This window comes from Streptomyces sp. NPDC008139 (assembly GCF_042957025.1).
Lineage (GTDB): Bacteria > Actinomycetota > Actinomycetes > Streptomycetales > Streptomycetaceae > Actinacidiphila.
On the sequence record NZ_JBIBHM010000001.1, the window covers coordinates 498,361 to 520,398 of the forward strand.

At 70.2% G+C, this 22,038-nt stretch carries 21 protein-coding genes and 2 tRNA genes; 4 read left to right on the forward strand and 19 right to left on the reverse strand.

Annotation, left to right across the window (positions count from 1 at the left end):
- Nucleotide 1 precedes the first annotated feature (1 nt).
- From mreC to ACFZBB_RS02175, 6 genes are all read right to left on the reverse strand, one after another.
- Nucleotides 2–988, reverse strand: a complete 987-nt coding sequence (mreC, locus tag ACFZBB_RS02150; RefSeq protein ID WP_391116881.1) for a rod shape-determining protein MreC — start codon at nucleotides 986–988, stop codon at nucleotides 2–4.
- Between the two features lie 124 nt (nucleotides 989–1,112).
- Nucleotides 1,113–2,135, reverse strand: a complete 1,023-nt coding sequence (locus ACFZBB_RS02155; protein ID WP_391117490.1) for a rod shape-determining protein MreB — start codon at nucleotides 2,133–2,135, stop codon at nucleotides 1,113–1,115.
- Between the two features lie 264 nt (nucleotides 2,136–2,399).
- Nucleotides 2,400–2,813, reverse strand: coding sequence for a nucleoside-diphosphate kinase (gene ndk / locus ACFZBB_RS02160; protein WP_188282321.1), 414 nt, complete (start codon nucleotides 2,811–2,813; stop codon nucleotides 2,400–2,402).
- A 193-nt stretch (nucleotides 2,814–3,006) separates the two neighbouring features.
- Nucleotides 3,007–3,378 (reverse strand): DUF4233 domain-containing protein, encoded by a 372-nt coding sequence (locus tag ACFZBB_RS02165; RefSeq protein ID WP_391116883.1) that lies wholly within the window; start codon nucleotides 3,376–3,378, stop codon nucleotides 3,007–3,009.
- 13 nt (nucleotides 3,379–3,391) lie between these two features.
- Nucleotides 3,392–4,954, reverse strand: a complete 1,563-nt coding sequence (locus ACFZBB_RS02170; RefSeq protein ID WP_391116885.1) for a glutamate ligase domain-containing protein — start codon at nucleotides 4,952–4,954, stop codon at nucleotides 3,392–3,394.
- Nucleotides 4,955–5,068: 114 nt separating this feature from the next.
- Entirely contained in the window at nucleotides 5,069–7,702 is a 2,634-nt protein-coding gene (locus ACFZBB_RS02175; RefSeq protein ID WP_391116887.1) for a valine--tRNA ligase, read from the reverse strand.
- A gap of 118 nt (nucleotides 7,703–7,820) precedes the next feature.
- Here ACFZBB_RS02175 and ACFZBB_RS02180 point away from each other — a divergent pair, with 118 nt between their 5' ends.
- A complete protein-coding gene (locus tag ACFZBB_RS02180) occupies nucleotides 7,821–8,801 on the forward strand; it encodes a hypothetical protein (protein ID WP_391116889.1) in 981 nt (326 codons plus the stop codon).
- A gap of 127 nt (nucleotides 8,802–8,928) precedes the next feature.
- On the opposite strand, the gene clpX is transcribed toward ACFZBB_RS02180, so the two are convergent.
- From clpX to ACFZBB_RS02205, 5 genes are all read right to left on the reverse strand, one after another.
- Nucleotides 8,929–10,212: an ATP-dependent Clp protease ATP-binding subunit ClpX gene (gene clpX, locus ACFZBB_RS02185; RefSeq protein WP_188282316.1), complete on the reverse strand. Its 1,284-nt coding sequence runs from the start codon at nucleotides 10,210–10,212 to the stop codon at nucleotides 8,929–8,931.
- A 165-nt stretch (nucleotides 10,213–10,377) separates the two neighbouring features.
- The gene (locus ACFZBB_RS02190; RefSeq protein ID WP_223187111.1) at nucleotides 10,378–11,052 is read right to left on the reverse strand and encodes an ATP-dependent Clp protease proteolytic subunit; all 675 of its coding nucleotides are present in this window, start codon (nucleotides 11,050–11,052) and stop codon (nucleotides 10,378–10,380) included.
- 69 nt (nucleotides 11,053–11,121) lie between these two features.
- Nucleotides 11,122–11,724: an ATP-dependent Clp protease proteolytic subunit gene (locus ACFZBB_RS02195; RefSeq protein ID WP_355349570.1), complete on the reverse strand. Its 603-nt coding sequence runs from the start codon at nucleotides 11,722–11,724 to the stop codon at nucleotides 11,122–11,124.
- Nucleotides 11,725–12,123: 399 nt separating this feature from the next.
- Nucleotides 12,124–13,509 carry a trigger factor gene (gene tig / locus ACFZBB_RS02200; protein WP_391116891.1) on the reverse strand — a complete coding sequence of 462 codons (1,386 nt, stop codon included), beginning with the start codon at nucleotides 13,507–13,509 and terminating at the stop codon, nucleotides 12,124–12,126.
- Between the two features lie 208 nt (nucleotides 13,510–13,717).
- Nucleotides 13,718–13,794: transfer RNA gene (locus ACFZBB_RS02205), tRNA-Pro, on the reverse strand.
- Between the two features lie 120 nt (nucleotides 13,795–13,914).
- On the opposite strand from ACFZBB_RS02205, the gene ACFZBB_RS02210 reads away from it, so the two are divergent.
- Nucleotides 13,915–13,988 (forward strand) — tRNA-Gly (locus ACFZBB_RS02210).
- A 118-nt stretch (nucleotides 13,989–14,106) separates the two neighbouring features.
- On the opposite strand, the gene ACFZBB_RS02215 is transcribed toward ACFZBB_RS02210, so the two are convergent.
- Complete coding sequence (locus ACFZBB_RS02215; RefSeq protein WP_355349524.1) at nucleotides 14,107–14,559, reverse strand: Lrp/AsnC family transcriptional regulator; 453 nt, start codon at nucleotides 14,557–14,559, stop codon at nucleotides 14,107–14,109.
- Between the two features lie 193 nt (nucleotides 14,560–14,752).
- Between ACFZBB_RS02215 and ACFZBB_RS02220 the strand changes: the two genes are divergently transcribed.
- Nucleotides 14,753–15,835, forward strand: coding sequence for an asparaginase domain-containing protein (locus ACFZBB_RS02220; protein ID WP_391116893.1), 1,083 nt, complete (start codon nucleotides 14,753–14,755; stop codon nucleotides 15,833–15,835).
- Here the strand turns inward: ACFZBB_RS02220 and ACFZBB_RS02225 are convergent.
- Both ACFZBB_RS02225 and ACFZBB_RS02230 read right to left on the reverse strand, forming a co-directional pair.
- Entirely contained in the window at nucleotides 15,800–15,994 is a 195-nt protein-coding gene (locus tag ACFZBB_RS02225) for a hypothetical protein (RefSeq protein ID WP_093715861.1), read from the reverse strand. The two genes, ACFZBB_RS02220 and ACFZBB_RS02225, sit on opposite strands and share 36 nt — an antisense overlap.
- A gap of 134 nt (nucleotides 15,995–16,128) precedes the next feature.
- A complete protein-coding gene (locus ACFZBB_RS02230) occupies nucleotides 16,129–17,274 on the reverse strand; it encodes a SpoIIE family protein phosphatase (RefSeq protein WP_391116896.1) in 1,146 nt (381 codons plus the stop codon).
- 117 nt (nucleotides 17,275–17,391) lie between these two features.
- On the opposite strand from ACFZBB_RS02230, the gene ACFZBB_RS02235 reads away from it, so the two are divergent.
- Nucleotides 17,392–18,621 (forward strand): GNAT family N-acetyltransferase, encoded by a 1,230-nt coding sequence (locus tag ACFZBB_RS02235; protein WP_391116898.1) that lies wholly within the window; start codon nucleotides 17,392–17,394, stop codon nucleotides 18,619–18,621.
- 6 nt (nucleotides 18,622–18,627) lie between these two features.
- Here the strand turns inward: ACFZBB_RS02235 and ACFZBB_RS02240 are convergent, their stop codons facing one another.
- The 5 genes from ACFZBB_RS02240 to ACFZBB_RS02260 all read right to left on the reverse strand — a co-directional run bounded on the left by ACFZBB_RS02240 (nucleotide 18,628) and on the right by ACFZBB_RS02260 (nucleotide 21,911).
- Nucleotides 18,628–19,452, reverse strand: coding sequence for a DNA-formamidopyrimidine glycosylase family protein (locus ACFZBB_RS02240; RefSeq protein ID WP_391116900.1), 825 nt, complete (start codon nucleotides 19,450–19,452; stop codon nucleotides 18,628–18,630).
- Between the two features lie 8 nt (nucleotides 19,453–19,460).
- Nucleotides 19,461–19,949, reverse strand: coding sequence for a ribose-5-phosphate isomerase (locus ACFZBB_RS02245; protein ID WP_391116902.1), 489 nt, complete (start codon nucleotides 19,947–19,949; stop codon nucleotides 19,461–19,463).
- A gap of 42 nt (nucleotides 19,950–19,991) precedes the next feature.
- Nucleotides 19,992–20,576: a biotin transporter BioY gene (locus tag ACFZBB_RS02250; protein ID WP_355349506.1), complete on the reverse strand. Its 585-nt coding sequence runs from the start codon at nucleotides 20,574–20,576 to the stop codon at nucleotides 19,992–19,994.
- A 242-nt stretch (nucleotides 20,577–20,818) separates the two neighbouring features.
- A complete protein-coding gene (locus ACFZBB_RS02255; protein ID WP_391116904.1) occupies nucleotides 20,819–21,208 on the reverse strand; it encodes a VOC family protein in 390 nt (129 codons plus the stop codon).
- Between the two features lie 37 nt (nucleotides 21,209–21,245).
- The gene (locus ACFZBB_RS02260) at nucleotides 21,246–21,911 is read right to left on the reverse strand and encodes a DsbA family protein (RefSeq protein ID WP_391116907.1); all 666 of its coding nucleotides are present in this window, start codon (nucleotides 21,909–21,911) and stop codon (nucleotides 21,246–21,248) included.
- Nucleotides 21,912–22,038: the final 127 nt, after the last annotated feature.

The following is a 22,038-nucleotide window of genomic DNA, read 5'->3' on the forward strand; positions in this document are numbered from 1 at the left end:
CTCAGCCCCTCTTGCCGTTGCTTGTCGTATTTTCCGTGGTGCCGGCCGTGGTGCCGGGGGTGGCACCGCCGGTCGGGGTCGAGCCGGGCTTGGGCGTGGACTTGGGCTTCGGCTTGGGCGACGGGGCCGGCTTAGGCGGCAGCACGCTGTCGCGCGGGTCGGTGCGCGGGCCCTGGACGACGACACCGACGATGTCCAGCCGGGTGAAGCCGACGAACGGCTGCACCTGGACGGTCTTGGTGAGGTTGCCGCCCGAGGGGTCGACGCCGACGACCTTGCCGACCGGCACACCCGGCACGAACGGCTTGCCCGCCTCGGAGCCGAAGGTGACCAGCCGGTCGCCGTTGTGCACCGTGGCCTTGCCGTTGAGGAGCTGCACGCGCATCGGCTGGTTGCCCTGGCCGGTGGCGAAGCCCAGCTCCATGGAGCCCTCCATGCGGGTGCCCACGGTGAAGTCCGGGTCGTTGGCCAGCAGCACCGTGGAGGTGGAGGGTCCCACGGTGGTGACCCGGCCGACCAGACCGTCACCGTCGATGACCGTCATGTCGCGGGTGACGCCGTCCTTGCTGCCCGCGTCGATGGTGACCGTCCAGGAGAATCCCTGGGCGGCTCCTATCGCGATGACCTGCGCGCCCTTGATGGCGTACTGCCCGGTACCCGCGGTCTTCAGCAGCTTGTCCAGCTCCGCCGCCCGGTTACGGGTGACGTCCTTGCTGCCGAGCTGCTGCTTGAGCGCCTCGTTCTCGTGTTGCAGGCGGCTGATGGTGCTGTTGCGGCCGCCGGAGTCGCGGACCGCGTCTATGGCGTTGCCCACCGGGTCGACAACGCCTGACACGGAGTTCTCGACGGGGCCGAAGACGGACTGCGCCGCCTGCCGTGGCCGGTCGAGCGGTGAGTCCTCACCGCCCCTGATGTCCACGGTGATCAGCGCGAACGCGATCACCACCAGCAGCACCAGCAGAAGCCGGCTCTCTCGTGTGTCCCTCACGGGCGCCAGTCCGTGCCTTCCTCATCGGACCTGCCGCCGCTGTGCACCGCGGCCGGTCAGAGCTTGTGGGGCGGGTTCCCGCCGTCGCTGCGGGCGACCGGTGAGCCCGTGTGCTGCCCGTGCCTCATCTGCGTGGAGAGGAGTCGAGCACCTGCTGGAGTGCCTCGAATTCCTCGACGCACTTGCCCGCGCCCAACGCCACGCAGTCCAGCGGCGACTCGGCGATGTGAATGGGCATTCCCGTCTCGTGCCGCAGCCGCTCGTCCAGGCCGCGCAGCAGCGCGCCGCCGCCGGCCAGCACGATCCCGCGGTCCATGATGTCGCCGGACAGCTCGGGCGGGCACTTGTCCAGGGTGGTCTTCACCGCGTCGACGATCGCGTTGACCGGCTCCTCGATGGCCTTGCGCACCTCGGCCGCGGAGATCACCACGGTCTTGGGCAGGCCGCTGACCAGGTCACGGCCGCGGATCTCGGTGTGCTCGTCGTCGTCCTTGGAGGCGAAGGCGGAACCGATGGTGAGCTTGATCTGCTCCGCGGTCCGCTCACCGAGCAGGAGGCTGTACTCCTTCTTGATGTGCTGGATGATCGCGTTGTCCAGCTCGTCGCCCGCGACACGGATGGACTGGGCGGTGACGATGCCGCCGAGGCTGATCACCGCGACCTCGGTGGTGCCGCCGCCGATGTCCACCACCATGTTGCCGGTGGCCTCGTGCACCGGGAGCCCGGCGCCGATCGCCGCCGCCATCGGCTCCTCGATGATGTGCACGGTACGGGCGCCGGCCTGCGTGGACGCCTCGATGACGGCGCGTCGCTCGACTCCGGTGATACCGGAGGGCACGCAGACGACCACCCGCGGGCGGGCCAGGTACCGCCGCTTGTGGATCTTGAGGATGAAGTAGCGCAGCATGCGCTCGGTGATCTCGAAGTCGGCGATGACGCCGTCCTTCAGGGGGCGCACCGCGACGATGTTGCCGGGGGTGCGGCCGATCATCTTCTTGGCCTCGGAACCGACCGCGAGGATGCCGCCGGTGTTGGTGTTGACGGCCACGACCGACGGCTCGTTCAGGACGATCCCGCGGCCCCTGACGTACACCAGCGTGTTGGCCGTCCCGAGGTCGACTGCCATGTCACGGCCGATGAACGACATGTTGTTCGCCATGTGGATACGTCTGGCCTTCCCGAGCTTGAGCGGAGATTCCATCGTAGTCGCGCCCGGCGGGGCACGGGGTCGGGGTTCCGACGTCATTGTCATCAGAACACACAGCGGACCTCTGTAATGGTGACGCCGTGTCGGGGTGTTTGGTTCCCGATCGCCGACGGCATATGCCTGGGGCGGCGGGATTCCCCCGGGCGCCTGGTCCGACGGGGCGTCAGCAACGGTACTCCGTACCCGAACAGCCGGGTCCCGGGATTAGGCCAGACCGGGGAAGAAGATCTTGATCTCGCGCTCGGCGGACTCCTCGGAGTCCGAGGCGTGGATCAGATTCTCCCGGACAATCGTCCCGAAGTCCCCCCGAATGGAGCCCGGCGCGGCGGCGATCGGGTCGGTCGGGCCGGCCAGCGCGCGGACGCCCTCGATGACCCGCTCGCCCTCGACGACCATCGCGACCGCGGGGCCCGATGCCATGAAGTCCATCAGCGGCTCGTAGAACGGACGGCCGACGTGCTCGGCGTAGTGCTGCTCCAGCGTGCCGCGGTCCAGGGTGCGCAGTTCGAGCGCGGCGACGGTCCAGCCCGCCTTGCGTTCGATGCGGCCGACGACCTCGCCGATCAGGCCGCGGCGGACGGTGTCCGGCTTGAGAAGGACAAGGGTGCGCTGCGACACGGGACGGCTCCTGCTGTGTGCGGTCTACGGGTTCGGTGTACGGGTGCGGCGTACGGCCGGCGGGGTGCGGCCGCGGGGGGCGCGGCCGTATGGGCTCCGGCCGGCGGGGTGCGAAGTATGACGAGCCTACAAGGGCGGGCGGCGCCCGGCGGACACCGGGCCGGGACGGGCGGGACGGACGGTGTCGCTGGGGTCACGCCTCCTGGGCCTGCGCACGGTCTTGTGCCTGCGCCTCGGCCTGCGCCGCGTGCCGGGCCTTCAGGACGTCCACCTTGCGCCCGTAGTGGATCGCCGCCCACCACAGACCGGCGAAGATCACGCCGAGGAAGAACATCGTGCCGACCCAGTACCCGCTGACCACCAGCGCGGCCTGGAGCACCCAGCCGACGGTCAGCGCGCCCGGCCGGGTGAGCATCCCGCACAGCAGCACGCACAGCGCCATGGCGATCCCGCACACCGTCCAGACGGTGCCCATCGACAGGTCGGGATGTTTCATCGCGACCAGACCGGCGAAGCCGATGACGAAGAACTCGCCGATCAGCGTGCTCGCGCACAGCGTCCGCATCGTCCCGCCCCCTTCACTTGCGGCCCAGCAGCAGCCGGGCCTCTCCCACGGTGATGACGGAACCGGTGACCAGCACTCCGGCCCCGGAGAACTCGCCCTCGTCCTCGGCGAGCGTGATCGCCGCCTCCAGCGCGTCGTCCAGCCTCGGCTCGACCTGCACCCGGTCGTCCCCGAACACCTCGACGGCCAGCGCCGCCAATTCGTCCACGTCCATCGCGCGGTGCGTCGAGTTACGGGTCACGACCACCTCGGAGAAGACCGGCTCGAACGCTTCCAGCAGCCCGCGTACGTCCTTGTCGCCGCTCGGCCCGACCACACCGACCAGGTGCGTGAAGCCGAACGCCTCACCGACCGCCGCCGCCGCCGCGGCGGCGCCCGCCGGATTGTGCGCCGCGTCCAGCACCACGGTGGGGCTGCGGCGCACCACTTCCAGGCGGCCGGGCGAGGTGACCGAGGCGAACGCGGCCCGCACGGTGTCCATGTCGAGGGTGCGCGACTGGGTGCTGCCGATGCCGAAGAACGCCTCGACGGCGGCCAGCGCGACCGCCGCGTTGTGCGCCTGGTGCTCGCCGTGCAGCGGCAGGAAGACCTGTTCGTACTCGCCGCCCAGGCCGCGCAGCGTCAGCAGTTGCCCGCCGACGGCGACCTCGCGGTGCACGACGCCGAACTCCATGCCCTCGCGGGCGACCGTCGCGTCCGCCTCCACGGCCCGCTTGAGCAGCGTCTGCGCCGCGTCGGCGGGCTGCTGGGCCAGGACGGCGGTGGCGTCCTTCTTGATGATGCCGCTCTTCTCCACCGCGATCTCGCCGGGCGTGGAGCCCAGCCGGTCGGTGTGGTCGAGCGCGATCGGGGTGACCACGGCGACCTGGCCGTCCACCACGTTGGTGGCGTCCCAGCCGCCGCCCATGCCGACCTCGACCACCGCGACATCGACCGGCGCGTCCGCGAAGGCCGCGTACGCCATCCCGGTGAGCACCTCGAAGAACGACAGCCGGTGCGGCTGCGCGTCGTCCACCATGCCGACGAAGGGCTGGATGTCGCGGTAGGTCTCGATGAACCGCTCGGCGGAGATCGGCGCGCCGTCCAGGCTGATCCGCTCGGTGACGGACTGCACGTGCGGGCTGGTGTAGCGGCCGGTGCGCAGGTCGAAGGAGAGCAGCAGCCGTTCGATCATCCGGGCGGTGCTGGTCTTGCCGTTGGTGCCGGTGATGTGGATCGCCGGGTAGGCGCGCTGCGGGTCGCCGAGGACGTCCATCAGCGCCGTGATCCGGTCGAGCGAGGGCTCCAGCTTCGTCTCGGGCCAGCGGCCGAGCAGTTCCTCCTCGACCGTGCGCAGCTCCCGGTCGACGGCGGGGTCCGCGGGCCTCGCCGGTACGTCGTCCTCGGCCGCGACCGGGCTCACACCGGCCCGCAGCGTACGGCTGCCCGCCTCGATGACGGCCAGGTCGGCCTCGCGGAGGGTACCGTCGGCCGCCCCGTCCGCGTCCTCGACGTCGTCGTCCACGTCGTAGGCGGTGTCCTGGATTTCGTACGCGTCGTCTTCGGGGCCGTCGCCGTTGTGCGGGTGCTCGCTCACAGCGCCCAGTCTACGGAGCCCGCGAGCGGAAACGGCCACGGGCCCGGACCGCGGGTGCGCGGTCCGGGCCCGTGGCACACGGTGGCCCTTCGGGGCGGGCGGCCCTCGGTGCGGTCAGGCCGGGGGGAGGGCCGCGATCTGCGCGGTGATCCGGGCGATGTCGGCCTCTGCGGTCGCCAGCCGCGTACGGATCTTGGCCACCACCGACTCGGGCGCCTTGCCGAGGAACGCCTCGTTGCCCAGCTTCTTCTCGGCGTCGGCCTTCTCCTTCTCGGCCAGGCCGAGATCCTTGGTGAGCCGCTTGCGCTCGGCCGGAACGTCGATCGTGCCGGACAGGTCGAGCGCGACCGTGGCGCCCGCGACCGGCAGCGTCGCGGTGGCGTGGAAGTCCTCGCCCGCGGGCTGGAGCCGGAGCACCTGGCGGATGGCGTCCTCGTGCGGCGCGAGCAGCGTCCCGTCCAGGGTCAGCAGCGCCGGGACCTTCTGGCCGGGCTGGAGCCCCTGGTCGGAGCGGAAGCGACGGACCTCGGTGACCACCCGCTGGACCTCGGCGATCTCCGCCTCGGCCGCCGCGTCCCGGAAGCCGCTGTCGCTCGGCCAGTCCGCGACGACCAGCGACTCGCCGCCGGTCAGCGTCGTCCACAGCGTCTCGGTGACGAAGGGGACGATCGGGTGCAGCAGCCGCAGCATCACGTCCAGGACCTCGCCCAGGACCCGCCCGGAGACCCGGGCGCCGTCGCCGCCCGCGAAGAAGACCGTCTTGGACAGCTCCACGTACCAGTCGAAGACCTCGTCCCACGCGAAGTGGTAGAGGCTGTCGCTGAGCTTCGCGAACTGGTAGTCGTCGTACAGGCCGTTGACCTCGGCGACGACCGTGTTCAGCCGGGACAGGATCCACCGGTCGGTGGCCGACAGCTCCTCGGGCGCGGGCAGCGGGCCCTGGACCGTGGCGCCGTTCATCAGCGCGAAGCGCGTGGCGTTCCAGATCTTGTTGGCGAAGTTGCGGGACGCCTGGACCCAGTCCTCGCCGATCGGCACGTCCGCGCCGGGGTTGGCGCCGCGGGCCAGGGTGAAACGGACGGCGTCCGAGCCGTACTTGTCCATCCAGTCCAGCGGGTCCACCGAGTTGGGGTTGGACTTGGACATCTTCTTGCCGAACTCGTCGCGGACCAGGCCGGTCAGCGCGATGGTGTGGAACGGCGGGGTGCCGTCCATCGCGTACAGGCCGAACATCATCATCCGGGCGACCCAGAAGAAGATGATGTCGTGCCCGGTGAGCAGGACGTCGGTCGGATAGAACTTCTCCAGATCCGGCGTCTGTTCGGGCCAGCCCAGCGTGGAGAACGGCCACAGGGCGGACGAGAACCAGGTGTCCAGGACGTCGGAGTCCTGCGTCCAGCCCTCGCCGGACGGCACCTCGTCGTCCGGTCCGACGCAGATCTGCTGGCCGTTCGGCCCGTACCAGACGGGGATGCGGTGGCCCCACCACAACTGGCGCGAGATGCACCAGTCGTGCATGTTGTCGACCCAGTCGAAGTACCGCTTGTTCAGCTCCGGCGGGTGGATCTTGACCCGGCCGTCGCGGACCGCGTCGCCGGACGCCTTCGCCAGCGGCTCGACCTTGACCCACCACTGGAGGGACAGCCGCGGCTCGATGGTGGTCTTGCAGCGCGAGCAGTGGCCGACGGAGTGGACGTAAGGACGCTTCTCCGCGACGATCCGGCCCTGTTCGCGCAGCGCCTCGACGATCGCGGACCGCGCCTCGAAGCGGTCCAGGCCCTGGAAGGGGCCGGGCGCGGTGATGACCGCGCGCTCGTCCATGACCGTCAGCGACTCCAGGCCGTGCCGCTGGCCGATCGCGAAGTCGTTCGGGTCGTGCGCGGGCGTCACCTTGACGGCGCCGGTGCCGAACTCCGGGTCGACGTGCGTGTCGGCGACGACCGGGATCGTCCGGTCGGTGAGCGGCAGCTTGATCCGCTTGCCGACCAGGTGCCGGTACCGCTCGTCGTCCGGGTGGACGGCGACAGCGGTGTCGCCGAGCATCGTCTCGACGCGGGTGGTCGCCACGACGACCGTCTCGTCGCCCTCGCCGTACTTCAGCGAGACCAACTCGCCGTCGTCGTCCTGGTAGTCGACCTCGATGTCCGAGATCGCCGTCATACAGCGCGGACACCAGTTGATGATCCGCTCGGCCCGGTAGATCAGCTCGTCGTCGTACAGCTTCTTGAAGATGGTCTGGACGGCCTTGGACAGGCCCTCGTCCATGGTGAAGCGCTCACGGGACCAGTCCACGCCGTCGCCGAGGCGGCGCATCTGGCCGAGGATCCGGCCGCCGTACTCCTCTTTCCACTGCCAGACGCGGTCGACGAACGCCTCGCGGCCGATGTCGTGCCGGGACTTGCCCTCGTCGGCGAGCTGCTGCTCGACCTTGTTCTGGGTGGCGATGCCCGCGTGGTCCATGCCGGGCAGCCACAGCGACTCGTAACCCTGCATCCGCTTGCGGCGGGTGAGGGCGTCCATCAGCGTGTGCTGGAAGGCGTGACCCAGGTGGAGCGTGCCCGTGACGTTCGGCGGCGGGATGACGATGGTGTACGCGGGCTTGTCGCTCTTCGCGTCCGCCTCGAAGTAGCCGCGTTCTACCCAGCGCTCGTACAGCGCCCCCTCTACCTCGGCCGGCGTGTAGGTCGTCGGCAGTTCGGGGGTGCTGTGCGGCCCGCGGTCGGGGCTCTGCTGAGAGTTGTCGGTCACGGCACGATTCTACGGTGGCGGACCATCCCGTTACGAATCCGTTTCGCCCCCGCTGTAAGAACCCGATAAAGGATCGGCGAGGATGGTCCGACGGTCGTAAACGAGGGGACCACCTGACATGAGTGACAACCAGCCGCCGCCGAACCCGTACGGGCAGCAGCCCCAGCAGGGCGGCTACGGGCAGCAGCCGCAGCAGGGCGGCTACGGCCAGCCGCCGCAGCAAGGTGGTTACGGCCAGCCGCCGCAGCAGCCGTACGGCCAGCCCCAGGGGCAGCCCGGTTACGGCTACCCCCAGCAGGGCCCGCCGCAGCAGGCGCCGTACGGGCAGCCGCCGCAGCAGCCGGGGTACGGCTACGGCGGCCAGCCGCCCGTGCCGCCGCAGGGCGGTGGCGGGAAGCGCACCGGGATCATCATCGGCGCCGTGGTGGCGCTGGTCGCGATCGGCGCCGGGGTCTTCTTCCTCACCAAGGGCAGTGACGGCGACAACAGCGCCAACGGCGGCAAGGGCGGCGGCGGCAAGAGCACCGTCAAGAACGACGGCAAGCAGTACAAGCTCATCACGCCCGAGACCGTCGCGGAGACGTACAAGAAGTCGAAGGACGCGGGCACCGGCGACGGCTTCGACGCCAAGGACGTCACGCTGCTCAAGACGCTCGGCGTCACCGACCCCCAGCAGGTCAGCTCGGGCTACACCAACGGGTCCGAACTCACCGGCAAGCTGCTGGAGTTCAGCGGTGTCTACGGCAAGGTCGCGGACCCGCAGAAGGTGGTCGACGGCATGTTCGCCGACCTGAAGAAGCAGGCCGCCGAGGACAAGGAATCCGGCGGCGGCAAGACCGAACTGGTCGGCAGCCCGCAGAAGGTGCAGCCCGCGGGCATGGACGACGCCGTCATGTCGTGCCAGAACACCAAGTACACCGAGGGCAGCAAGTCGTTCACCACACCGATCTGCCTGTGGGCCGACTACAGCACCGTCGGCTACACCCTGCCGGTCGACCTGGCGACGGCCACCACCGGTGTCGGCAGCGGCATGCCGATCGACGAGGCGGCGGCGCTCACCGCGAAGGTCCGCAGGGACGTGCGCGTTCCGCTCAACTGACGCCGTACGCCGACGCGTTCGGCGTGAGCGTTCCGCGGTCAGCCGTTCCGCGGAGCCGTTCCGCTCAGACGAAAGGGGGCGCCCGGATCCACCGGGCGCCCCCTTCGCGTGTGCTCGTACTGTGGCGCTACGCGCTCTTCTGCTCGCCCTTGCCGACGATGCGCGGCTCACGCGGCACCAGCGTCGGGTTGACGTTGGAGTGCACGACATCGGCCGTGATGACGACCCGGGCCACGTCCTTGCGGGACGGCACCTCGTACATCACCGACTGGAGGACTTCCTCCATGATGGCCCGCAGACCGCGGGCGCCGGTCTGCCGCAGGATCGCCTGGTCCGCGATGGATTCCAGCGCGCCGTGCTCGAACTCCAGCTCCACACCGTCGAGTTCGAAGAGTTTTTGGTACTGCTTCACCAGCGCGTTGCGCGGCTCGACCAGAATCTGGAGGAGCGCCTCGCGGTCGAGGTTGTGCACGCTGGTGATGACGGGCAGCCGTCCGATGAATTCGGGGATCATGCCGAACTTGACCAGGTCCTCGGGCATGATCTCGGAGAACTGGTCGGCCATGTCCAGCTCGCGCTTGGAGCGGATGGTCGCACCGAAGCCGATGCCCTTGGCGCCCGCGCGGGACTCGATGATCTTCTCCAGACCGGAGAAGGCACCGCCCACGATGAACAGCACGTTCGTGGTGTCGATCTGGATGAACTCCTGGTGCGGGTGCTTGCGCCCGCCCTGCGGCGGCACCGAGGCCGTCGTGCCCTCCAGGATCTTCAGCAGCGCCTGCTGCACGCCCTCGCCGGACACATCGCGGGTGATCGACGGATTCTCGCTCTTGCGGGCGACCTTGTCGATCTCGTCGATGTAGATGATCCCGGTCTCGGCCTTCTTGACGTCGTAGTCCGCCGCCTGGATCAGCTTCAGCAGGATGTTCTCGACGTCCTCGCCCACGTAACCGGCCTCGGTGAGGGCGGTCGCGTCCGCGATGGCGAACGGCACGTTGAGCATGCGGGCCAGCGTCTGGGCCAGCAGCGTCTTGCCGGAGCCCGTCGGGCCGAGCAGCAGGATGTTGGACTTCGCCAGCTCGATCGCGTCGTCGTGCCCGCGGCCGGCGTTCTCACCCGCCTGGACCCGCTTGTAGTGGTTGTACACCGCGACCGACAGGGCCTTCTTCGCGGGCGTCTGCCCGACCACGTAGCCCTCGAGGAACTCGTAGATCTCCCGCGGCTTGGGCAGGTCCTCCCAGCGCACCTCGGAGGACTCGGCCAGCTCCTCCTCGATGATCTCGTTGCAGAGATCGATGCACTCGTCGCAGATGTACACACCAGGGCCTGCGATGAGCTTCTTCACCTGCTTCTGGCTCTTTCCGCAGAATGAGCACTTCAGCAGGTCGCCGCCGTCACCGATGCGTGCCACGAGGTGTTTCCCCTTCGCCTGGGATCCGCCGAGATCAACGGAGCCTGGTGCTTCTCTCATCGACGGTACCTTGCCGCGACCCCCGTGTGGGCCCCCCTTGGACGTACTCACTCAGTGGAGTCCAAGGAGGGCCACCCGCGCGCCCGGTCCGTTGTCCGACTGTGTTCAGACCGTCACAGAGGTCTTGCGGGTCGAGACGATCTGGTCGACCAGCCCGTAGGCCAGCGACTCCTCGGCGGTAAGGATCTTGTCCCGCTCGATGTCGTCGCGGATCTGCTCGATCGGCGTCGTGGAGTGCTTGGCCAGCATCTCTTCGAGCTGCTGCCGCATCCGGATGATCTCGTTGGCGGCGATCTCCAGGTCGGAGACCTGCCCGCGGCCGGTCTCGCTGTACGGCTGGTGGATCAGCACCCGCGCGTTCGGCAGCGCCATCCGCTTGCCGGGGCTGCCGGCGGCCAGCAGGACCGCGGCGGCGGACGCCGCCTGGCCCATGCAGACCGTCTGGATGTCCGGCTTCACGAACTGCATCGTGTCGTAGATCGCCGTCAGCGCGGTGAAGGAGCCGCCGGGGCTGTTGATGTAGACCGAGATGTCCCGGTCGGGGTCCATGGACTCCAGGCACAGGAGCTGCGCCATGACGTCGTTGGCCGACGCGTCGTCGATCTGCACGCCGAGGAAGATCACGCGCTCCTCGAAGAGCTTCGCGTACGGGTCGTACTCGCGCACGCCCTGCGAGGTGCGCTCGACGAAGCGCGGAATGATGTAGCGGGCCTCGGCACCGAACACACCGGGCCGCTCGGCCTCGGTGCGCTCGTACAGGCCGCTGCCGGGGAAGTTCATGCTGTTCACGTCCACCGTCCTGGTGATGATGCGGAAGCTGGGTGCTGTCGGCTGGGGTTCCTGAACGGATCAGGCGCCGGTGCCGCCACCGCCCGGGACCTCCGTGGCGGACAGCATGACGCCGTCCAGCAGGCCGTACTCCTTGGCCTCCTCGGCGGAGAACCAGCGGTCGCGGTCGGAGTCCTTGGTGATCTGGTCGAAGCTCTGCCCGGAGTGCTGGGCGATCAGCTCGGCCATGCGGCGCTTGGTGTGCAGCAACTGCTCGGCCTGGATCTTGATGTCGGTGGCGGAGCCGCCGAGACCCGCGGAGGGCTGGTGCATCAGGATGCGGGTGTTCGGCAGGGCGAAGCGCTTGCCGGGGGTGCCCGCGGTCAGCAGGAACTGGCCCATCGAGGCGGCCATGCCCATGGCGATCGTCACGACGTCGTTCTTGATGAACTGCATCGTGTCGTAGATCGCCATACCGGCGGTCACGGAGCCGCCGGGGCTGTTGATGTAGAGGAAGATGTCCTTGTCCGGCTCTGCTGCCAGGAGAAGGAGCTGGGCGGTGATCTTGTTGGCGATGTCATCGTCGACCGCCTGGCCGAGGAAGATGATTCGCTCGCCGAGCAGTCGGTTGTAGACCTGGTCGCCGAGGCCACCGAGAGTCGGCTCGCCGGCGGCGGAAGGCATCGGAGTCGTCACGTATCCACCTGCTCGTTGTCGGACGGCCGTGAAGCCGTCACAGGGTCTTCGTCCGGGCCGGGGCCGACCCCTTCTGGTGCCGAGCCCCCGCCCTCCTACTTACGGACCCTAACGCGCAGGTGGGGCCCAGCAATCCCCTACGCGGAACTGTTCGCTGCCAGCGGAGACCAAGACGCCGCGCCGGCACAGGGGGGTTGGTGGATCGGCCCGGACGTGCCTGCGCGTTCACCTCGCGGAGGTGGGTGCTTTGAGGGGCGCGGGGAACTGCGCGACAAGCCCCCACCGGCCGGTGGTCCGAGAACAACCGTGACTGCCCCTCCGGAGCCGGTGGTGACGTGCAGCCGTCGTCGTGGCTGATCGCGCGGTTCCTCGCGCCCCTGACGGGGCTCAGGCCTGCTCGACAGGCTCCGGCTTCTCGTCGGCGGCCTCGACGGCCTCAACCGTCTCGCCGTCCTCGTCCTCTTCGTCCTCGAGGTCCACGACCTCACCGTTGGTGTCCGTGACCTTGACGGACTCCACGACGACGGCGAGCGCCTTGCCGCGGGCGACCTCGCCGACGAGCATCGGCACCTGGCCGCCTTCGACGACGGCCTGGGCGAACTGGTCGGGAGACATCCCGGAGGTCGCCGCACGGCGCATGAGGTGCTCGGTCAGCTCCTCCTGGTTGACGGAGAGCTTCTCCTTGTTGACGAGCTCGTCCAGCAGGAACTGGGTCTTGATGCCCTTGACCGCCTGGGCCTCAAGCTCCGCGTCGTACTCCTCGCGCGTCTTGCCCTCGCGCTCCAGGTACGTGTCCCAGTCCAGACCCATCTGCGGGAACTGGTGGTGCTCCAGGTTGTGGGTCCTGGTCTCGATCTCGTCCTTGAGCAGCTTCTCCGGGATCGGCACCTCGGACAGCTCGATGAGCGCGTCGAGGACCTTCTCCTGGGCGGCGGTCGCCTGGTCGTACTGCTTCATCCGCTCCAGGCGCTTGCGGCTGTCCGCGCGCAGCTCCTCAAGGGTGTCGAACTCGCTCGCGAGCTGAGCGAAGTCGTCGTCCAGGGCGGGCAGTTCGCGGGCCTGTACGTCGGAGACGTCGACCTTGACCTCGGCGGCGCTGCCGGCGGCGGAGCCGCCCTTCAGCTCGGAGGTGAAGGTGGCGGAGCCACCGGCCTCCAGGCCGATGACGGCCTCGTCGATGCCGTCGAGGAGCTGGCCGGAGCCGATGGTGTAGCTGACGCCCTTGGCGACGCCGTCCTCCAGCACCTCGCCGTCGACGGAGGCTTCGAGGTCGACGATCACGACGTCGCCCTCGGCCGCCGCGCGCTCGACCGTGGTGGTCGAGGCGAAGCGGTCACGGAGCTGCTCCAGCGAGGTGTCGACGTCCTCGTCGGTGACCTCGACGGCGTCCACGACGACCTCGATGCCGGAGTAGTCCGGGATCTCGATCGCGGGGCGGATGTCCACCTCGGCGGTGAACTTCAGCTCGTCGCCGTCGTTGAACTCGGTGATGTCGACGTCGGGCTGGCCGAGTACGTTCAGCTCACCCTCGTTGACCGCCTCCGTGTAGAACTTCGGCAGCGCGTCGTTGATGGCCTCTTCGAGGACCGCGCCACGGCCGAACCGCTGGTCGATGACGCGCGCAGGGATCTTGCCCTTGCGGAAGCCCGGCACCGTGACCTGCTGGTTGATCTTCTTGTACGCCGCGTCGAGGCTGGGCTTGAGCTCCTCGAAGGGCACCTCGACAGTGAGTCGAACCCGAGTCGGGTTCAGAGTCTCGACGGCGCTCTTCACGGTTGGGTCTCCTTGGGGGCTTTACGTTGATGGGGGCGGCCGGATCATCCGGTGATCTCGCCGGATCGTCCGGTGATCTCGTCCGGCAAGCAGTACACGGCATGCCGCGCGCTCGGTCGCCAGCGGCCCATCCTACCGGTACCACAATGCGCACGGTCCGGGCCTTCGTGCCCCGGCCCCCAGAATCCCCTCGGGATCGCGGAACCGCTGGTCGGGGTGGCCGGATTCGAACCGACGGCCTTCCGCTCCCAAAGCGGACGCGCTACCAAGCTGCGCCACACCCCGCTGGTGCGACACGTAGAGTACATGCCCCCGTACGCGTGGGCAGCCGGTATTCCCCCGCCGGTTCACCGGTTCGACCGGCTACTATCCGATGTGCCACAATCACTGGCGCATCCCACTCCCGCGGGCGTAGCTCAATGGTAGAGCCCTAGTCTTCCAAACTAGCTACGCGGGTTCGATTCCCGTCGCCCGCTCCACGGCCTCCGGCCCGGTCGGTATCACTCGACCGGCGTCCGGGGGCTTTCTGTTTCCCCGGGCCGTGACCGGCGCCGGTCGCCCCGGAACGGCCCTGGTCAGCCGCCGGTCACGGCCTTCTCAGTCGACCGGGATGCCCTGGGGGGACTTGATGCGCTTCATGATCATCTGGGAGTTGACGTCGCTGACGCCCGGGAGGTCGATGAGCTGGTCGGTCCAGAAGCGCTCGTAGGCGTCGGAGTCGGCGACGGCGATGCGCAGGAGGCAGCCGGGGGCTCCGTAGAGGCGGTATGCCTCGACGACGTCGGGGGTGGACTGGACCTCGGCCTCGAAGGCGGCGACGGAGGCGCGGTCGCGGCGGACCTCGACGGAGGCGAAGACCTCGAAGCCGCGGCCGACGGCGGCCGGGGCGACGACCGCGCGGTAGGTCTCGATCACTCCGTCGTCCTCCAGCTGCCGCACCCGGCGCAGGCACGGGGAGGGCGTGAGGCCCACCCGCTGGGCCAGTTCCTGGTTGCTCAGCCGGCCGTCGGCCTGGAGCTCGCGCAAGATTCGTCTGTCGATGGCGTCCATGGTGGCAGTATCTACCACTCAGTGGCCGAATACCGGTCAGTATGAGCAATCAAATGTCAGGTCTACGCGCATATCATTGCACCGGGTGCAGAGTGGGTAAGTGTCACCCCGAGGAGTGGGGACATCCGGCGGCGTCCGGAGAGCCCCGCGCGAACGCACCGGACGCGCACAATCAGACGGAGGCGAAGGCATCGTGCGACACGTCGTGGTCATCAGCACCGGGGGCACCATAGCCAGCCGATGGCAGGGCGACGGGTACGCGGCGGAGGCGGCAGGGCAGGAAGTGCTCGCCGCCGGCGCGGTGCCCGAGGGCGTCGAGGTCCGGGTGGTGGACCTGTTCACCGTCAACAGCTCGCGCCTGACCACCGACCACCAGGTGCGGCTGCTGCACGCCGTGCACGAGGTGCTGGCCGACCCCGCGGTGGACGGCGTGGTGGTCACCCACGGCACCGACACCCTGGAAGAGTCCGCCTTCTTCCTCGACCTCTTCCACGGCGACCGCCGCCCGGTGGTCTTCACCGGCGCGCAGAAGCCGCTGGACGCGGAGGACGGCGACGCGGCGGGCAATCTGTACGACGCGCTGCTGACCGCGGCCACCGGCCGCGACATCGGCGCGGTGATCGTCTTCGCGGGCCAGGTCTGGGCCGCCCGCGGCACCGTCAAGCAGCACACCGTGGACGCGCACGCCTTCGGCGCGCCGGACGGACTGCCGCTGGGCCGCGTCGAGTTCGGCCGGGTGACGTGGGGCCGCCGCCGTCCGCGCCCCGAGCCGCTGCCGCTGCCCGCGCCCGGCGCCGTACCGCCGCGGGTGGACATCCTGATGCACCACAGCGACGGCGACACCGTGCTCTTCGAGGCGGCGCTGGGCGCGGGCGCGCGCGGCGTCGTCGTGGTCGGCACGGGTGCGGGGAACGCGAATCCGCAGGTCGCGGAGGCGGTACGGAAGGCGACGGCGGACGGCGTCCTGGTCGCGGTCAGCACACGGGTCGCGGCGGGCGCGGTGGCGCCGCTCTACACCGGCGGCGGGGCGGTCGACCTGGTGGCGGCGGGCGGGCTGCTGGCGGGCACTCTGCGTCCCGGCCAGACACGTATCGCGGTGCTGGCGACGCTGCTCTCGCTCACGTCGCCGTCCTCGGACCTTCCCCGCCTGCCCTCGGAGCAGGACGGACGGCCCGGCATGGGCACCGCCACCGCCGCGTTGCGGCGGATTCTGGAGGCGGCCCCGCAGGCGCTGCCCGCGTCAGAGCTTTATCTGGTTGATGGTGTCGGCAAGTGAGGTCAGGAATCGGTTGACCGACGGCGCCATGTTGGTGGAGGCGAGGAAGAAACCGAAGAGGGCCGCCACTATCGCCGGACCCACCTTGATGCTCTTCCCCCGGATCATGACCACCAGGATGATCGCCAGCAACAGCACTACGGACAGGGAGATGGCCACAGCGGTTCACTTCCTCTTCACGGTACGCCTCGCCGGTCCGGGAGCATGGAGCCGCGCCCCCGCCCCGCCCGGTCCCATGGTGCCATCGGGGAACGACAGTTGGACCCGAAGGCCCATAGTCCCATTCCCGTCGGCTAGTCCCTGCACACCACGAGTAGCGCCCGGTCGTCGTTGACATCCTTGGCGACCGCTTCGATCAACCGCCAGGCGGAGCCCCGGAATCCGGTCGCCACGAAGCGGTCCGCCTCGCCGATCAGCCGGTCGATGCCCTCCGAGATGTCCTTGTCCGGCGTCTCCACCAGGCCGTCCGTGAACAGCATGAGGACGTCCCCCGAGCGCAACGTCCCCTTCACGCCGTGGAATTCGGCCCCGTCGTAGACCCCGAGCAGCGGGCCCTCCGCGGCCTTCTCCTCCCACCGGCCGCTGCCCGCGTGCAGTTGCACCCCTGGGAGGTGCCCGGCGGACAGAAGTTCGTAGTCGCCGCTCTCCAGGTCGAGCACCAGGTGCACGGAAGTGGCGAAGCCCTCGTCCCAATTCTGCCGGAGCAGATAGCCGTTGGCGGCGGTGAGGAAGGAGTGCGGAGGCAGCGAGCCGAGCAGGCCGCCGAAGGCGCCGGACAGCAGCAGCGAACGGGAGGCGGCGTCCATGCCCTTGCCGGAGACGTCGGTGAGCACGGCCTCCAGCGTCCGGCCGCCGACCGAACCGCGGGTGGCCACCACGAAGTCGCCGGAGAAGGACTGGCCGCCCGCCGGGCGCAGCGCCATCTCGGCGTGCCAGCCCGCGGGCAGCCGCGGCAGTCTGCTCTGGACCCTGATCCGCTCCCTGAGGTCGAAGAGCATGGTGTGGCCGCCCCGCCAGGGCACGCCGACCCGCGCCCTGAACTGGGCGATGACCAGGCCGGTGAGCGCCACCGCGGTGACCACCAGGACGGTGCCGGGCGTGACGCGGGCCGGGCCCTCGCGGTACGGGCCGAGCGCCGCGGATTCCGCGACCAGCGCGACGGCGGAGGCCGCGTAGAGCAGCAGCAGGCTGGAGGGGCGCAGCAGCAGGCCGCCGGTGAGGATCGGCAGGACCAGGGAGCTGGGCGGGCACCAGACGGGCAGGCTCACGGTGGTGTACGCCAGCGCGGGGACGGTGAGGATCAGTACGGTGAGGCCGACCCAGTCGGAGGCGCCGCCGCGGAAGTAGTCGACCCCGGCCCTGCGCACACCGAGCCGGGCCCGGTGCAGCCATCTGCTCCACCGCAGCCCGAGCCCCTCGCCCGCGACGTCCTTTGCCATGTCTTGGCGACCCTATCGACCGATCGCCCCGCCGTGCAGGGCGGATACCCCCCGACCTGTCACGAAGGCGGCGGAAATACGTTCGCCTGCGGACGGCGCGGCTGGTAGGCAGGGCCTATGACGACGGAACTGCGGGTGCTGGAGCGGGATGACTGGGAAGAGTTCTACGGCCGCCTGGAGCGGGCTTTCGGCGGGCCGGCCGAGCCCCCTGAGGAGCGGACACTTTGGCGTGAACTGACCGAACTGGAAAGGTCGTTGGCGGTGTGGGACGGCGGGGAGATCGTCGGCACCGCGGGCGCCTTCTCGTTCCGCATGACGGTGCCCGGCGGGGCGTCGCTGCCCGCCGCGGGCGTGACCATGGTGAGCGTGCAGCCGACGCACCGCCGCCGCGGTGTGCTGACCTCGATGATGCGCAGGCAACTCGACGACGTGCGCGAGGGACCCGAACCGGTCGCCGTGCTGACCGCGTCGGAACCGGCGATCTACGGCCGGTTCGGCTACGGCACGGGCACGTTGCAGCTCCGCGGCAACGTCGACACGACCAGGACCGCCGTCAGGGCCCTGCCGGGCGTGGACGACGTACGGCTGCGACTGGTGCCGCTGGAGGCGGCGGGCGAGGCGTGCGAGGCCGTCTACGCGCGGGTGGTGCCGACCCGGCCCGGCATGCTGGCCAGGCGGCCCGGCTGGGAGCGGGTGCCGCTGCTCGACGCCCCGGCGAGCCGGGACGGCGCGGGCGAGCGGCTGTGCGTGGTGGCCGAGGTGGACGGTGAGGTACGGGGCTACGCGCGCTACTCGGTGAAGCTGTCGTGGAGTTCCTTCGGTCCCGACAACATCGTGAAGCTGAGCGATGTCGAGGCGCTGGACCCCGTGGCCTACGCGGCGCTGTGGCGCTATCTGTCCTCCATCGACCTCACCTCGCGGGTGGCGTTCTACAACCGGCCGGTCGACGACCCGCTGCTGTACCTCCTGTCCGACGTACGGCGCGGTGAACTGGCCTTCCGCGACAGCCTGCACGTGCGCCTGGTGAATCTCGGCGAGGCGCTGGAGGCGCGGACGTACACCGCCCCGGTGGATGTGGTGCTGGAGGTGGAGGACGCCTTCTGCCCCTGGAACGCCGGGCGTTGGCGGCTGTCGGGCGACGCGAAGGGCGCGACCTGCGAGCGGACCACGGACGCGGCCGATCTGGCCCTGTCCGTCAAGGAGTTGGGCGCGGCCTACCTGGGCGGGCCGACGCTGCGCGGGCAGGCGGACGCGGGTCTGGTACGTGAACTGCGGCCGGGGGCGCTGGCGGAGGCGTCCAGGGCGTTCCGCGGTGACGTCGAGCCGTGGCTGCCGCACGGCTTCTGAGCTCCGTCAGCCCGTCGGCGGATGCCCGGGCTGGCAGACCGGGCACCAGAAGAGATTGCGGGCCGCGAGCGGCCGGGTGCGGATCCCGGTGCCGCACACCAGGCAGGGCTGTCCGGTGCGCCGGTAGACGTACACCTCGCCGCCGTGGTCGTCCTGGCGCGGCGGGCGGCCCATCGCCTCGGGGGTGTGCTCGGGGCGCACGGTGTCGATCCGGTTGGTCCGTACGCCCTCGCGCATCAGCGTCACCAGATCGGACCACATCGCGTCCCACCGCTGACGCGGCAGTTCACGCCCCGGCAGGAACGGGTCGACGCCGTGCCGGAAGAGCACTTCGGCGCGGTAGACGTTGCCGACGCCCGCGATGACCTTCTGGTCCATCAGCAGCGCGGCGACGCTGATCCGGGAGCGGGACAGCCGCTGCCACACCCGCTCGGGGTCGTCGCCCGCCCGCAGCGGGTCGGGGCCGAGGCGGTCGTGTATCGCCCGCTTCTCCGGCTCGGTGATCAGCTCGCAGGCGGCCGGGCCGCGCAGATCCGCCCAGTGGGCGCGGTTCGCCAGCCGCAGCCGTACGGTGTCGGTCGGCGGCGGCGCCTTGCCGTCGCCGAAGGTGACCTTGCCGATCAGGCCGAGGTGGATGTGCACCCAGCCGGTCGCGCCGAAGCCCAGGAACAGGTGCTTGCCGTGGGCCTCGGCGCTCGCCAGCACCTGCCGGTCGACGAGCGCGGCGCTGTCGGAGAACTTGCCCTGCGGGCTGCTCGCCCGGACCGCCCCGCCGCCGAACCGCTCGCGGTGGTCGGCGGCCAGGCGGTGGATCGTGTGGCCTTCCGGCATCGCCCGCGTCAGCCCTGGCGGGGGTGGTGGTCCGGGACCGGCGGCAGCTCGCCGGTGGCCTCGTACGTGCTCAGCATGTCGATACGGCGCTGGTGGCGCTCCTCGTGCGAGTACGGGGTGGTGAGGAAGATCTCCACGAATTTCGTGGCCTCCGCCTCGGTGTGCATCCGGCCGCCGATGCTCAGCACGTTCGCGTCGTTGTGCTCCCGCGCCAGCGACGCGGTCTGCTCGCTCCACGCCAGCGCCGCGCGGACGCCCTTGACCTTGTTCGCGGCGATCTGCTCGCCGTTGCCCGACCCGCCGATCACGATGCCGAGGCTGCCCGGCTCCCCCGCCGCGCCCTCGGCCGCCCGCAGGCAGAACGGCGGGTAGTCGTCCACCGCGTCGTAGATGTGCGGCCCGCAGTCCACGGGCTCGTGGCCGTGGAGGGTCAGCCACTCCACGAGGTGGTTCTTGAGTTCAAAACCGGCATGATCGGACCCGAGGTAAACGCGCATGCGATGAGTTTTGCATGTCCTGCGGGCCGGAGCGGGGGTGCCCTACCGGGTGAGCCGCCAGGCCGCGGGGAGCAGGCCCATCGCCAGGACGGCCTTGAGCGCGTCGCCCAGGAGATACGGGGTCAGGCCGAGGGAGACGGCCTGCGACGCGGACAGATGGGCGGACCAGGCGAGGTAGGGGACGCCGATCGCGTAGATCACGGCGGAGCCGAGGACCATGACGCCCGCGGTGCGCGCGACGGTGCGGTCGCCGCCGCGGCGGGCGAGGGCGCCGACCACGCCGGAGGCCAGGAGCATGCCGAGGATGTAGCCGAAGCTGGGCATGGACCAGCCGGAGGCGCCCTCGGAGAACCAGGGGAGCCCGGCGACACCGGCGGCGGCGTACAGGGCGAGGGCGGCGAAGCCGCGGCGGGCGCCGAGGGCGGTGCCGACCAGCAGCGCGGCGAAGGTCTGCCCGGTGACCGGGACGGGCGAGCCGTGCACCGGGACCGAGAGCTGCGCGGCCAGGCCCGTGAGCACGGCGCCGCCGACGACCAGGGCGGTGTCGCGGACGCGCGAGGCGGGCAGCAGGTCCGCCAGGACCGCTCCGGGGGCTCGGGAAACGGCGACGGATTCGGCGGTGGTCATCGGTACTCCGCGGGGTGAGGACGGTCGGGGACACCGTGACGCTAACGCAGCGGCCGAGCGTGATCATCGTGAGAAGGGAACAAAGCCGCGAGCGACCGGTTGGAGACTTCCGTGCACCGTCAAGTATCGGCGCGGTCCGGGGAGTCGGGGAGTTTCGGCAGGTCGCGTGAGGCATCTCACGTCCGTGACACGCGTCGGGGCGGGACCTCGCGGGCCCGCCCCGACTGCCGTGCCGGTCAACCTCACTTGTGGGGTTCGATCAGATCCCACCGGTTGCCGTAGAGGTCCTGGAAGACCACGACCGCGCCGTACGGCTCGTAGCGCGGCTCCTCCTCGAAGACGACCCCGGCGGCGACCATCCGTTTGTAGTCGCCGTCGAAGTCGTCGGTGGTGAGGAAGAGGCCGACCCGGCCGCCGGTCTGGTCGCCCACGCGGTCCACCTGGGCGAGGTTGCCCGCGCGGGCGAGCAGCAGCGCCGTCTCGGACGAGCCGCGGGGCGCGACCACCACCCACCGGCCGCCGTCCGCGCGGGGCGTGTCCTCGCGCAGCTCGAAGCCGAGCGCGCGGGTGTAGAAGTCGATGGCCTCGTCGTAGTCACGCACGACGAGCGCCACCAGCCCTAGATGTGCCATCGGCGCGGCACCCCGTCCCGAACCCGGTCCCCCGCGCTCACTCGAAGCTCGGGCCCTTGGTGCGGGTGCGCTTGATCTCGTAGAAGCCGGGGATCGAGGCGACCAGCAAGGTGCCGTCCCAGAGCTTGGCGGCCTCCTCGCCGCGCGGGGCGGGGGTGACGACGGGGCCGAAGAAGGCGATCTGCTCGCCGTCGTCGCCGGGGACGGCGATGACGGGGGTGCCGACCTCCTGGCCGACCTTGTCGATGCCTTCCTTGTGGGAGGCGCGCAGCTCGGTGTCGTACTCGTCGGAGTCCGCGTAGTCGGCGAGGTCGGCGGGCAGGCCGACCTCTTCGAGCGCGGCGACGAGGGTCTCGCGGGTCTTGGGCAGGCCCTGGTTGTGAAAGCGGGTGCCGAGGGCGGTGTAGAGCCGGCCCACGTACTCCTCGCCGTACTTCTGCTGGGCGGCGACGACGACCCGGATCGGGCCCCACGCGTCGCGCAGGAAGGTGGCGTACTCCTCGGGCAGCGTGTCGAGCTTGTCCTCGTTGAGCACCGCCAGGCTCATGGCGTGCCAGCGCACCTCGACCGGGCGGACCTTCTCGACCTCCAGCATCCAGCGGGAGGTCATCCACGCCCAGGGGCACAGCGGGTCGAACCAGAAGTCGGCCGGGGTCTTGTCGTTGCCTGGCCGGTTGTCGGTCTCGGGGGCGGTCGCGGTCACTGCGTACTCCTCGAACGGATCGTGCCGGGGCGTGCCGGGCGGCACGGGGGGCATGTGGGCTCACGGGGACATGAGTCCTCTGTGACGCACAACGCGCGACCGGCGCGACGGCATTCCCCGTACCCCT